The sequence below is a fragment of the Porphyromonas sp. HMSC065F10 genome, assembly GCF_001808555.1.
In the GTDB taxonomy this organism is placed as follows: Bacteria; Bacteroidota; Bacteroidia; order Bacteroidales; family Porphyromonadaceae; genus Porphyromonas_A.
On the sequence record NZ_KV793782.1, the window covers coordinates 8,885 to 21,594 of the forward strand.

12 protein-coding genes are annotated in these 12,710 nt (G+C 59.7%); 3 read left to right on the plus strand and 9 right to left on the minus strand.

What is annotated here, in order from left to right:
• Positions 1 to 351 precede the first annotated feature (351 nt).
• Both HMPREF2890_RS09350 and HMPREF2890_RS04585 read right to left on the minus strand, forming a co-directional pair.
• Positions 352 to 486: a hypothetical protein gene (locus HMPREF2890_RS09350; protein ID WP_256387636.1), complete on the minus strand. Its 135-nt coding sequence runs from the start codon at positions 484 to 486 to the stop codon at positions 352 to 354.
• A complete protein-coding gene (locus HMPREF2890_RS04585) occupies positions 486 to 743 on the minus strand; it encodes a type II toxin-antitoxin system Phd/YefM family antitoxin (RefSeq protein ID WP_070466025.1) in 258 nt (85 codons plus the stop codon). The genes HMPREF2890_RS09350 and HMPREF2890_RS04585 overlap by 1 nt, the downstream gene beginning before the upstream one ends.
• 760 nt (positions 744 to 1,503) lie before the next feature.
• Here HMPREF2890_RS04585 and HMPREF2890_RS04590 point away from each other — a divergent pair.
• Genes HMPREF2890_RS04590 through HMPREF2890_RS04600 form a run of 3 tightly spaced genes read left to right on the plus strand, consistent with a single transcriptional unit; the run spans position 1,504 to position 5,858 of the window.
• On the plus strand, positions 1,504 to 1,992 hold the full coding sequence (locus tag HMPREF2890_RS04590) for a hypothetical protein (RefSeq protein ID WP_070466027.1): 489 nt from the start codon (positions 1,504 to 1,506) through the stop codon (positions 1,990 to 1,992).
• A gap of 42 nt (positions 1,993 to 2,034) precedes the next feature.
• Complete coding sequence (mfd, locus tag HMPREF2890_RS04595; protein ID WP_083289800.1) at positions 2,035 to 5,484, plus strand: transcription-repair coupling factor; 3,450 nt, start codon at positions 2,035 to 2,037, stop codon at positions 5,482 to 5,484.
• Between the two features lie 8 nt (positions 5,485 to 5,492).
• On the plus strand, positions 5,493 to 5,858 hold the full coding sequence (locus tag HMPREF2890_RS04600; protein WP_083289801.1) for a fluoride efflux transporter FluC: 366 nt from the start codon (positions 5,493 to 5,495) through the stop codon (positions 5,856 to 5,858).
• 82 nt (positions 5,859 to 5,940) lie between these two features.
• On the opposite strand, the gene HMPREF2890_RS04605 is transcribed toward HMPREF2890_RS04600, so the two are convergent.
• The 7 genes from HMPREF2890_RS04605 to HMPREF2890_RS04635 are packed head-to-tail and all read right to left on the minus strand — an operon-like array spanning position 5,941 to position 12,622.
• On the minus strand, positions 5,941 to 6,573 hold the full coding sequence (locus HMPREF2890_RS04605) for an outer membrane beta-barrel protein (RefSeq protein WP_083289802.1): 633 nt from the start codon (positions 6,571 to 6,573) through the stop codon (positions 5,941 to 5,943).
• A gap of 27 nt (positions 6,574 to 6,600) precedes the next feature.
• The gene (gene folE, locus HMPREF2890_RS04610) at positions 6,601 to 7,233 is read right to left on the minus strand and encodes a GTP cyclohydrolase I FolE (RefSeq protein WP_246825309.1); all 633 of its coding nucleotides are present in this window, start codon (positions 7,231 to 7,233) and stop codon (positions 6,601 to 6,603) included.
• 16 nt (positions 7,234 to 7,249) lie between these two features.
• Positions 7,250 to 7,759, minus strand: a complete 510-nt coding sequence (locus HMPREF2890_RS04615) for an SPOR domain-containing protein (protein WP_083289803.1) — start codon at positions 7,757 to 7,759, stop codon at positions 7,250 to 7,252.
• A 29-nt stretch (positions 7,760 to 7,788) separates the two neighbouring features.
• Positions 7,789 to 8,754, minus strand: a complete 966-nt coding sequence (ribF, locus tag HMPREF2890_RS04620) for a riboflavin biosynthesis protein RibF (protein ID WP_070466031.1) — start codon at positions 8,752 to 8,754, stop codon at positions 7,789 to 7,791.
• Positions 8,739 to 10,031 carry a murein hydrolase activator EnvC family protein gene (locus HMPREF2890_RS04625; protein ID WP_070466033.1) on the minus strand — a complete coding sequence of 431 codons (1,293 nt, stop codon included), beginning with the start codon at positions 10,029 to 10,031 and terminating at the stop codon, positions 8,739 to 8,741. The genes ribF and HMPREF2890_RS04625 overlap by 16 nt, the downstream gene beginning before the upstream one ends.
• Positions 10,028 to 10,834, minus strand: coding sequence for a hypothetical protein (locus HMPREF2890_RS04630; RefSeq protein WP_070466035.1), 807 nt, complete (start codon positions 10,832 to 10,834; stop codon positions 10,028 to 10,030). Before HMPREF2890_RS04630 ends, HMPREF2890_RS04625 begins: the two co-directional genes overlap by 4 nt.
• A gap of 24 nt (positions 10,835 to 10,858) precedes the next feature.
• Positions 10,859 to 12,622 carry a tetratricopeptide repeat protein gene (locus HMPREF2890_RS04635; protein WP_070466037.1) on the minus strand — a complete coding sequence of 588 codons (1,764 nt, stop codon included), beginning with the start codon at positions 12,620 to 12,622 and terminating at the stop codon, positions 10,859 to 10,861.
• Between the last annotated feature and the right edge of the window lie 88 nt (positions 12,623 to 12,710).

A 12,710-nucleotide genomic window follows, 5' to 3' on the forward strand; every position in this document is an offset into this window, starting at 1 on the left:
GGTGACGCATTTGATCTTTACATAAGTCATTCAACCCATTGTGAAGAGTGGAGTACGAAGCACCCCGACAGGGGTGCCCGTTTTTTAGCCCGGATGTCGAGGGGCGCAGCCCCGAAGACTCCGGGTTACGATGTGGCTCTATCCAAGCGACCCCGCTAGGGTGTCGCACTGATTGCCTGACTGGTAAGTGCGACACCCTAGCGGGGTCGTGCATCTTAAAGAACGTCTTCTTACCCGGGGTCGTCGGCACTTCGTGCCTCGACACCCGGGCTAAAAAGCGATGATCCCTCTGGGGCTGCGCCCCTGCGGGATCGGCAGGCGGAATGGCACCCCCGCAGGGGTGCTTTCTTTTTAGCTGTAAAACTCAAATGCGTCACCCCTGACCTCCTCGATGAGTCTAAGGGCTTTCTGGAAGACTTTAGCCTCACGCTTCTTGAGCTTCTTGATGTCCTCCTCAAAGGTTTTTGAGGATCTGATATGATACATTATAAGGACCGAAAATAGGTCGCTGCCTCCTCAGCGGTGGCAAAGTCCTTGCCCTCTCCGGCGTCTATCTCCTCCTCGGCGTGCCTGATCTTCTCTAAGAATTCCTTCTTAGAGAGCAGGGTGTCATCATCGGTGACCGGGACAAGCTTGAAGGAGCCGTGGTCTCTCGACTTGATGACCACGTCCTCGCCCCTCTCTACCATCCGGAAGTACTTCCCTTGCTCGCCCCTAAAGTCTCTTGCCGTGACTATGATCATAATCCTTCTTACTTTGCTCTTAATGTGTACCAATATGGTACACGTTGCAAATGTACTTGTTTTTGGGACAAGCGTCAATCCTAATACCGGTATTTGTGAACTCTAATATCGGTATTAGTGATCTCTAATATCGGTATTAGAAATGCGCCAGAGGGAGGGCGCTCCTCGCTGCTGATCCTCAGGCGTATACTTGAGGAGGATAAAAAAAGGGGTGCTTGGTCGCTCTCCCGCCTGCTGTCAGTGACAAAACCGAGACCTCTAGGGGTGACGCATTTGAGCCGTGCAGAAGCTATTCAACTCATAGTGAAGAGTGGAAGACGATGCACCCCGACAGGGGTGCCCGCTTTTTAGCCACGTGGTCGAGGGGCGTAGCCCCGATGACCCGTGGACCGGGCATCGCAAGCAATCCCTCGACCCCGCCAGGGTGTCGCACTGATTGCCTGATTGGTAAGTGCGACACCCTAGCGGGGTCGGAGATATTCCCGAGGTGGTCTTTCCCGGGGTCTTCGGCACTTCGTGCCTCGACACCCGGTCTAAAAAGCGATGATCCCTCCGGGGCTTCGCCCCTGCGGGATCGGCAGGCGATAGCAACAGGGCGGGGTTCGGTCAGCGAGATTGTACAGCGACAGAGGTTATCACTTCTCTTATTGATAAGCTCAAATGCGTCACCCCTGAACTGAGACCTCTTTTTTCCCCCCCTTGGGGTGTCTGCCGATTTCCTTACTATTGCAGTCGAAAACTAACAACATAGCATCTGATCATGAGTAAGCTCTCACTATTTCTCCTGACACTGGTGATGGCACTGTCGCTCACCGGCAGAGCCGCTGCGGCAAGCGACGGCGGGTCGAGGCTCGGGAAGGTTCGCTTCGCCGCCTCGGCAGACATCTGTAACAGCTGGTTCCATCGAGTCTACGGTCCCGATGGTGAGCAGATCGACATGAGTAGCTATGCGACCGGTTCGCTCACAGCGGGTGTGTCACTCTTCGACCGCAGGCTATATGTCGGTCTCGGCTTCACGAAGCTGGACAACGATCCTATCCGACCGGCTCTACAGACGACATGGAATGTCCTGCCCTCGAGGTTTACCCCCTTTGTGGATCTCAAGGTAAGCCCGACAGCCGCCTCGCTCGGCGGTGGGGTGAAGTACCGCTTCTTCGATCGGCTGGGACTCTTCGTTATGGCGGAGGGACTGCTCACTAAGAGCAGGATCAGTCCGGGGCTGGCACTGGGACTGAGCTACGGCTTTTAGTCCACTCGGGGTGAGGGAAAAGCGGTACCTTTGCCCCCGTACATGAAGAACAAAGATCCTGAAGAAACGGCAGCCAAGACTGTCGGCTTAAGTACGCTGCGGGGCCTCTACGGGAAGCATCCCGCTCTGCAGACGATCGTCCGCTCCCTCGCCCAGGAGCGGAAGAGTCCCGCCCGGCTCTTCCTCTCCGGTCTTGCCGGCTCCGCTCCGGCGCTCCTCTTTGCCGAGCTGGCGGATCGGCTCACACAGGTGCCGACCTTCCTCCTCGTCTGTGACGATGAGGAGAGTGCGGGCTACCTGCAGAGTGACCTGGTCGCTCTGATGGGGGGCGAGGAGCAGGTCTTTTTCCTCCCCTCGCTCTATCGTCGTGGCATCCGCTACGGACAGCCCGATGCAGCCAATGAGGTGCTGCGGAGCGAGATCGCTGATCGGCTGAGGGGTGGCGGGGTGCCACCACGGATCATCGTTACTTATGCGGCGGCGCTGCCGGAGGGCTTTGCCGATCAGGCGGAGTATGAGGCGGGGCATATCGACATCGCCCTTGGGGAGGAGTATGAGCGTAAGTCTCTCCGTGAGCGGCTCTGGTCGCTGGGCTTCGAGGAGACGGACTATGTCTATATGCCGGGACAATTCGCCGTCCGCGGTAGTCTGATCGACATCTACTCCTACGCACAGGACCTGCCAGTGCGGATCGACTTCATCGGCGATGAGGTGGAGACGATCAGCTTCTTTGACCCCGAGAGCCAGCTCTCCGGCGAGACGATGGAGCGGGTGCGGATCCTGGCACCGGTAGATAGCAAGAGCGAGAGCAAGGGTACCTCGCTCCTCGAGCTACTGCCGCCGGAGGCGGTGGTCTACCTGCCGAGCCACTCCTTCTTCCCCTCCACCCTCCGCACGGTCTACGAGATGCCCCCGGTCCACCCGGAGGACAATATTTTCCACACCCTCGAGGAGATGCAGGCGAGGCTGATCGAGCCGGAGATGGTGATGGCGCAGCTGGAGCACTTTTCGCTCCTCACCGGGGGTGTCGACCTGAGGGAGCAGTCGCAGTGGCGGGAGATCGCCTTCCGCGAGCAGCCGGAGCCCCTCTTTCATAAGAAAATGGACCTCCTCGCCGAGACACTCTCCGACTACCAGCATCAGTCCTTTGCGACGATGATCATGAGCGACCAGGAGAGCCAGCTGGGGCGACTCCACAGGCTCCTCGCCGAGCGGGAGCAACCGGTCCACTTCGTCCCGTTGCGGCCGACGCTGCATGGGGGCTTCATCGACCACGAGATCAAGCTCTGCCTGCTGACGGACCACTCGATCTTCGAGCGGTATCACGGCTATAGGCTCAAGAGTGACCGCATCCGCAAGCGGAGCTCGGCGCTGACACTGCAGGACATCCGGGGATTTGAGTACGGGGACTACGTCGTCCACTCCGACTACGGGGTGGCACAGTTTGGCGGGCTCTGCCAGATTGAGCAAAATGGGGAGGAAAGGGAGGCGGTGCGGCTCAACTTTAAGGGCGGCGACAGCCTCTACGTCAGCATCAACGCCCTCAGCCGCATCTCCAAGTACAAGAGCAAGGATGTGGAGGAGGCACCGCAGCTCAATAAGCTGGGCAGCGGCGCCTGGGATCGACTGAAGGATAAGACGAAGAAGAAGGTCAAGGAGATCGCCCGCGACCTGATCAAGCTCTACGCCCAGCGGCTGAAGATGAAGGGCTTCGCCTTTAGCCCCGACACCTACCTGCAGCAGGAGCTGGAGGCCTCCTTCATGTACGAGGATACGCCCGATCAGGAGAAGGCTACGGAGGAGGTGAAGGCGGATATGGAGTCGCCTGTGCCGATGGACCGACTGGTGTGCGGGGATGTCGGCTTCGGCAAGACGGAGATCGCCGTGAGGGCGGCATTTAAGGCGTGCGCCGACAGCAAGCAGGTGGCGGTGATGGTGCCGACGACCGTGCTTGCCTACCAGCACTACCACACCTTCAAGAAAAGACTGCGGGACTTCCCCGTGCGGGTCGATTACCTCAATGCGGCACGGCAGGGAAAGGAGCGGACGCAGCTGCTGAAGGATCTCGCGGAGGGGAAGATCGACATACTGATCGGCACACACTCGCTGGCAGGGAAGGGGGTGAAATTTAAGGACCTGGGGCTGCTGATCATCGATGAGGAGCAGAAGTTTGGCGTCGCGGTGAAGGAGAAGATCCGGAAGATGCGCGCCGAAGTGGACACGCTGACGATGACCGCCACGCCGATCCCGAGGACGCTCCAATTCTCCCTCATGGGCGCCCGCGACCTCTCCAATATCCTTACCCCGCCGCCCAATCGTCACCCCGTGCGTACCGACCACACCACCTACAGCCCTGAGGTGCTCGCCGATGCGATCAATGCCGAGCTGGCGCGCGATGGGCAGGTCTTTGTGATCAATAACCGGATCCGCACCATGGAGAGTGTGGAGGAGGATATCCGCAAGGCGGTGCCGGGTGTCCGCATCGGCGTCGGCCACGGACAGATGCCGCCTAAGGAGCTGGAGAGAGTGCTGACCGGCTTTGTCAATCAGGAGTACGATGTGCTCCTCGCCACCTCCGTGGTGGAGAATGGGATCGATGTGCCCAATGCCAATACCATCATCGTCAATGAGGCGCAGCGCTTCGGCCTCAGCGACCTCCACCAGCTCCGCGGTAGGGTGGGTCGCGGTGATCGGCAGGCGTACTGCATCCTCCTGACGCCCCCAGCGGATGCGCTGACCGATACGGCGAAGCGTCGGCTCGAGAGCATCGTCTCCTTTGCGGAGCTGGGGAGCGGCATCCAGATCGCCATGCAGGACCTCGACATACGTGGCGCGGGAAACCTCCTCGGCTCGGAGCAGTCCGGCTTCATCGCCGACCTCGGGTACGAGACCTACAAGCAGGTGCTGGAGGAGGCGGTCAGGGAGCTTAAGGATGAGGAGTTTGCCGATCTCTTTCCGACAGAGGAGGAGCCTGTGGAGCAGGCAGAGAGCCCCTCTCCCTCCGACAAGAAGGGACACCGCCGGTCCTATGTCACCGACACCTCCATCGACACCGATGTGGCTGCCTACTTCCCCCAGACCTATGTCCCGGGAGACGAGGAGCGGATGCGTCTCTACCGCGAGCTGGATAGCATCCAGAGGAAGAGGGACCTCCTCGACTTCTACGACCGTATGGTGGACCGCTTCGGTCCGATGCCGCGCGAGGGCGAGGAACTGCTCCATGTGGTGGAGCTGCGCCTCCTGGCGATGCGGTGTGGCGTGGAGCGGGTCCTGCTGAAGCGCGGACTGCTCAAGCTGACCCTCGTCCGCGACCTCCACAGCCCCTACTACAGGAGTCCGCTCTTCTCCCACATCCTGCAGGCAGCGGCTCAGTGGGGCGAGGAGCTGCGATTTAAGGAGGAGAAGGGCGACCGGAGTATCTCAGTCCGTGGCGTGGAGACGCTCAGACAGGCGACGACGATCCTTGAGCGACTCTCCGGACTCACAGCTTAGAATATATAATGAGAACTATACTCTTCGTCGGACTGGGCAGTATGCTGGGCGGCATCCTCCGCTACGGCATCGGGCTGCTCCCTCTGCCCACTCTCGTACACGGTTTCCCGCTCTGGACACTTGTGATTAACCTCCTCGGCTGCTTCCTTATCGGGCTGCTGACCGCCCTTGCGGAGACCATTTCGCTCGATACGGCGATCGCTCGGGGGCTCACCGTGGGGCTCTGTGGCGGCTTCACCACTTTCTCCACCTTCTCTAAGGAGTGCCTGCTCCTCAAGGAGAGTGGCGCCTATGGTTTGATGGCGCTCTACATCCTCCTCAGTGTCGCTCTCGGTATCGCTGCCGTCTACGCCGGTCGTGCGGTGATCAAGTAAGCACTTCACACACAAAGAGAGACGCACCACCCGGCAAGGGTAGTGCGTCTATTGTTTTTATATGGCGATTGCTGTCTCCTGATCAGAAGAGGACAGCGGCCTGGATGACGAAGCTATTGGTCTTGGCATTGAAGACATCCTTCGTCGTCTGATTGAGGCTTGTAAACTTATAGTCGTCCGACAGGGTGGCATTGTAGAGCGCAGAGATCTGCAGCATCTTCAGCACCCTTACTCCGAGTCCGACATTGACACCGACGGACGCTTTCTTTGCCTCGACCTCACGCAGGTTATTCAGGTCCTTCAGCTCCTCAAGGTTGTTGCTGAGCTTAAAATTGAATTGCGGTCCTGCGATGACCATCACGTCTGCACCGGGCAGGCTGGCGATGTTGTACTTCGCATTCACCGGCACGATGATGTAATTGGTCTTCAGGATGTCCTTCGCCTTTGTTTCCTCTATGGTCATTCCCACTTTCTTCTGAGAGAAGAGCAGAGAGGCATCAACGGAGAAGCGGAGGGGCAGGCTTAGCTCAACCGTTGGGCCGACATGGAAGCCGGTGTAGTAGTCGGACTTGAATTGCTCCGCCGTGGTGGGGAACTTGGAGAAGTCGGCGCCGGCGCGGACTCCCCAGTGAAACTGTGCCTCAGCGCTGCCGAAGGCGGTCAAGCCGAGGAGGATCCCCAAGCATAGGACCAGAGTGTGCTTGATATTGCTCATGGTGATTTCCTTTTTTATATAAAAAGATTAGACATATCCCTTGCCCTCGTGGTGGATCAGCTCGAGGAACTCGGACCGAGTGCTCTGTCGCTCAAAGGCACCGCAGAAGTCGCTCGTCGTCGTGATCGCATTTTGCTTCTGCACGCCACGCATCTGCATGCAGAGGTGTCGCGCCTCGATCACCACCATCACGCCGAGGGGGTGGAGCGCCTCCTCGATGCAGTCCTTGATCTGTCTCGTGAGCCGCTCCTGTACCTGCAGACGGCGGGAGAAGATGTCCACGATGCGGGCCAGCTTGCTCAGTCCGGTGATATGGCCGTTGGGTATATAAGCGATGTGTACCTTGCCAAAGAAGGGGAGCATATGATGCTCGCAGAGGGAGTAAAACTCGATGTCCTTTACGATCACCATCTGGCTGTAGTCGTCCTCAAAGGTGGCAGCACGGAGCACCGCCTTGGGGTCCTGATGGTAGCCTCGTGTGAGTGCCTGGAGCGCCTTGGCGACGCGTACCGGTGTCTCTTGGAGACCATCGCGGTTAGCGTCCTCGCCAAGCTCGGTGAGGATCTGACGGGAGAGGGCTGCCAGTCGGTCGGTCCGCTCCTTCATTTCCTGCGGATCAATCTCCTCGGTGAAGTAGGGGTTGTCGTGACGTGAGGTCATAGTGATGGGTCAGTAGTTAGAGTGGTACTTTGATCTTAGACGGCACCACATACATCTCTCGGGCAAAGGCGGGGAAGCGCCCCTTGAGGCTATTGATGAAGTCCCTTGCCTCCTCACGAGTGACGAAGCTACCTGTCCGGACGCTCCAGAAGGGTGCCTTGTAGAGCACATCGGTCTCGATCTCCGGGAAGGCATCCTTAAGCTGCTGCGCACGGTGGGAGGCGGTGCTACGAGCGTTGGTGTCGTTGCTACTGAATACCTGGATCCTGTAGCCGCTCCTGTAGGTGTAGCCTGCCTGAAGGTCATCCTTGGTGATCAGCGTGGGGCGGTTGTGCACAAGTGCCGCGATGTCGGGCGACTGCGTGATGAAGACCGTCCCCTCGCCCTCCTTGATAAGTGCCAGCTCGTCAAAGATACTGCGCACCGTGAGCGAGTCGGTCACCGACTCCTGCGCACGGAGGGTAGACGCTGTCATCAGTAGGGTGATGATCGCCAGCCCAATGGTATGGTAAGATCTTAGTCTCATAGTGGTTACAAAGGTAGCAATTTTTGACTCTATACGCCCCGACCTCTCCCGCGGAAGAAGTCTCGGGTCGCCTCCTCATCCTCGAGCAGTTGCGCCCTCAGCTCCTCAAGGCTGTCGAAGCGCTTGTCGCCCCTGAGGTAGAGGAGGAAAGAGATCTCCACGCGGTCCCCGTAGAGGTCACCGCTAAAGTCGAGGAGGAAGGCCTCGATCCTGTAGTCTCTATCATCGGCACTGATCGTCGGGGCGGTGCCGTAGTAAGCCATAGCGGGGTAGGTGACCCCGTCCAGCAACACCTCCGCTGCCAGCACTGCATCTCTCGGGATCAGTGGTGCCGCCCCCTCGGGGACGATATTTGCCGTGGGGAAGCCCATCTGTCGCCCGATCTGCCGCCCCTCGGCGACATAGCCGCAGAGGCTGTAGGGATGCCCCAGTAGCGCCTCCGCCTCGGGGATGTGTCCCTCAGCGAGGAGCTCCCGGATGCGGCTGCTGCTCACCTCCAAGCCACCCGGGCTCACTGGTGCCACACGCTCCACAGGCACGCCGAGTGCTGCCATCTTCTTGTCAAAGAGGTCAAAGGGGATCCCGGAGGTGTCGCAACCAAATCGGCTGTCGTACCCCAGTACCATCCGCTGCAGTCCGATCTCTCGGAGAGCTCCGATGAAGTCGCTCATAGAGAGGGCGGCCAGCTCAGTGGTAAAGGGGAGGAGTAGGATCGCATCCGCACCGAGGGGAGCGAGGTAGCGGACCTTCTCGGTCGTGCCGGTGATCAGCGGTGGAGCACTCTTGTGGAGCACCGCTGAGGGATGCCCGTCGAAGGTGATCACCACCGAGGCAGCACCCACTCTTTTTGCCTCGCAGACGGTCCGTTCGATCACCGCTTGATGTCCCAGGTGGACTCCGTCAAAGGAGCCGACCGTGGCTACAAAAGGACGTCCCTCCAGCGCTTCGCTCAGCTCACGGATCGAGAGGAGGGTAGGGGTCAGCGTCTGATCCATACTGAGGGGTCGAGCTTGGTGGTCTCCTTCCAGATCTGGAAGTGGAGCTTTGTTGCGCCGCCCACATCGGGGTCGGAGTAGACCTTACCGAGGGCCTGACCGGTGGAGACTTTGTCGCCCGTCTTGACAAAGACCTCCGTCAGGTTGCTGTAGACGGTGAGGTAATTACCGTGGCGGATGATGATGCTGTTATTGAAGCCCTCGAGAGTGAAGATGCGGGTCACCACGCCGTCAAAGACGGAGAGTGCCCGTGCTCCAGCGGCACCCTGCAGGTCGATGCCGTTGTTATTCAGCTCGACATACTGCATGCCGGCAATCTTCTGCCGACCGAAGCGGGAGACCACCCGGCTTGGACCGGAGATCGGGCTGGGGAGCTTTCCCCGATTGTCGGCAAAGTTTTTCGACAGCTTGATCTCCTTCTCCGTCATCGCATAGCCACCCTTGGTGGCAGTACGACGGCGGCTGACCTTGCCTCCCTGCTTGGCCTTCTGAGCCTCCAGCTCTGCCTGTCGCCGAGCCTCCTCCACCTCCTTGCGGATCTGCTCCTGGATCTTCCGGTCGAGGGCGGCGGCCTGCTGCTGTTGCTTCTTGATCTGCTGCCGTAGCTCCTTCTCCTTCCCCTTCAGTCGGCTTGCCTCCTGGCGGGCAGCGTCTTGATCCGCCTGCAGCTTGGTCTGCTCGGCGGTCTTGTCATTGAGGAGCTGTTGCTGCTTGTCGCGCACCCGCTCCAGCTCAGCCCTCTGGGTCTCTATCTCAGCGCGGAGAGCCTTCAGCTTCTCCGCCTGATCGCGCTGCCACTTGGCATACTGCCCGAGGTACTCCGCCCGGCGCATCCCCTCGGCGAAGTCCTTCGCGCTGAGGACAAACATCAGCATATCCTCCGTTGAGTGGTGGGTCTGGAGGGCGCGGATCGACTTGATGTAGCTCACCTGCTTGCGGTCAAATCGCACCTGCAGCGAGTCCAGCTGCACCTCCAGTTCGTCGATCTGACCATTAAGTGCCGTCACCTCGCTCTGCATCGTCGCTATCGCCTCCTTACGTGCGCGGATCTGCTGGTCGAGGAGGGAGATGCGCTGTAGGGTATTCTTGGACGAAGAGGTGGTCTGGGTCAGGAGTGCGGAGATCCGCTTGATCTCCTCCTGGATCTTCTTCCGCTGGTTCTCCAGCTGTCGTACCACATCCGACTTCTTCGTCGTCTGTGCCGCCCCCTCCGTGAGCGGTGTCAGGGAGAGGGAGAGGAGCAGGAGGAGTAAGAGGGGGGTCTTGAGGTGCTTCATTTGCCGAGGATTACAGAGATCAGCCGGAAGAGGCTGAGTCGGGTATAGTCGTCGGGAAGTGCCTTATCCGGCTTCATCGACGGCTTGGTGTCGTAGTCAGTGATCGTAAGTGTCAGTGTGGCAGGGTCGCCCATCGAGGGCATACGTAGCTCCGCCCTCATCTGCTGCGGGAGGGGACGGTAGCCTGCTATGGTGGTGAAGTGGGAGAAGGAGACAGTCACCCCGCCTGCTCGTCTCGGCAGGTCAATCGACATACTGGTGAGATTGAGGTCCAGGTCCATAAAGAGCTCGCTCCCGCTATCCCGGTCGGTGAAGCGGTATCCACCCGGCTCGCGGGTCATGCTCATCTCCTCTAAGCGCTCTGTGCTGACGGAGCCGAAGAGGTCAAGGATGCTGACCGGTAGCGCCGGTGTGACATCAAGTGCCTCGTCCACGCCATAGCGGTCCATCTTATCCAGCAGCACCACCCGGTCTGGCAGCAGCGTCACACGACCGGCTTCGAAGAGCCCCATCGGCCTTGCCGAGATCACCATCGCCTCGCCCGGGTAGATCGACATCCGGTATCCACTGGAGAGATCGCCCCTCTCACCCGCTGAGACAGAGAGCATGCCGCGCACATCAGCGAGGGGGTAAGAGGGAAGTGCCGCATAGCCTCGGATTACTTCGCTCTTGGAGAGGGTCCCTATGGCTCCCGAGCCACCGACGGAGCTTCTCCGCGAGCCACATGAGGTGGCAACGAGCAGGAGCAGCCCCAGTAGGGAGAGTAAAAGGAGGGACGCAGGTCTGTGTATGGTCTGTCTCATGGTGCTTTTCCTTATTCTGAGTGACTAATCATCTCCGAGTCCGTCTGTCGCTGGCTCGGCTTTTTTGCTCTTTTTCATCTCGGTGATGGCCTCTACCCTTTGTGCCACCCTCTTCGAGTCACCGCCACTCTCGAGGCAGTGGCGCCATGCCTCGATCGCCTCGTCGTACCGACCCTCGGCAGTGAGGATCTCGGCGAGGTGCTCGTAGAGTGTCGGGTCGGGTGTCTCTGTCGCCTCGATCGCCTTCTTGATGTAGATCAGGGCGAGCATCGACGACCCCTTGCGGTAGAGCACCCAAGCATAGGTGTCGAGGTAGGTCCCGTTGTCGGGCTCCAGCTTGATCGCCTGGCGGGCCAGCTTCTCCGCCTTATCGAGGTCGGCCGGGGTGCCGGACTTCTCCGTGAGGAAATAGGCGTAGTTATTGTACGCCGGGGGCAGTGGCTGTCTCACGGCTGCCTCGTAGTAGGGCCTTGCTGCCTCAAAGTCTCCCCCGCCACTCAGGTCATCCGCCCGCAGAAGTGCCAGCTGAGGGTAGAAGCGATCCTCCGGCGAGACCACCGATAGTGCATCGTCCAGCTGCTTGCGATAGACGACTGTGTCGCCCGCATTGACTGCGAGAAGGGCTAAGTAAAGACGGAATACCCCCTCCTCCGGCAGTGCCTCGTGCCCCGCCTCGGCATAGTGCCTGAGGTGGGTCGTATCCTCGGCAGCCGCATAGCGGTCGGTGAAGTAGACGTAAGGCGACACCAGCTCCGCACGGTCATCCACCAGCTTATCCAGTATCCCCTCTGCAGCGACCGTGTCGCCCAGCAGCAGATGATCCTGCGAGAGCCCGAGGAGGAGCTGAGGGGTGTGGGGAAAGATCTTGGCAATGTCGGGTCGCACCCTCACCATCTCTCTCCGCGCCTCCGTGGCACTCGGGGACTCCTTATATAAGGTCTGGATCAGCGACTCCACCTGCTCCGGGTCGATCCCCTCGCTCCGAGACTGACGGAGGATATACTTCGCCGCCTCGCGATACTGCTCACGGCGAGCGAAGTAGGTTACCTCGGCCACCCGCAGTGCATCGCTATCGGCGCCCTGCTTGCGCAACTGCTCCAGAGCCTTGCCCGCACGGTCGTAGTCGCCGGTAGAGAGGTAGAGGTAGAAGAGCAACGTCTGTGTCGTCGGCTCGCCCGGGTGGGTCTTGCCGTACTGCTCCAGCAGCTTCAGCGCCTCCGCCTGACGCCCAGCCTGTATGTAGAGACCCGAGAGTCCCGACACCTGACGAGGGTCGTCGTTGCTTAGCTCGACGATCTTTTTCCCCACCTCGATCGCCTCATCCCACTTCTCCTCCGATCGGTACGCCTGCTGCAGGAGGATGAGGAGGAAGTGATCGTCCGGTACCTTTGCCAGCAGCTCCGTGATCACCTCTTCTGCGGTGGCGTAGTCCTGATTGGCGAGTGCCAGTCGGGCGAGCGGCTCACCGATCAGGTGATCCTTGTGTGACGTGCGGTAGGCGCGCATAAGATACGCCTGGGCCCGCTCCGGCTGTCCCAGTTGCGTGAGGAGGAAGCCGATGTCGGAGAGCGCAGAGGGCTGGACCGAGTCCGCAAGGTTGGCCAGCCAAAGGTGGGAAATGTAAGGCGAGAGGTCGCTCTCCACATTGAGGGGCTCAAGGCAGAGCGCCCGGCTGTAGAAGTCACTGAAGAGCAGCTCCGGACTATCGTCGCTCGGGGTCTGAGCCCCGAGCGAAGAGCAGAGCGCCAGCGCTGACAGGAGTAGGGTGAGGAAAGTCGATTTCTGCAAAGCTAATACTGGATTAATTGGCCTATACGATTAGGCAGGTAAAGGTACCAAAAATGCGGCTAATTCGCATTTTGATGTGCTGGGAGGG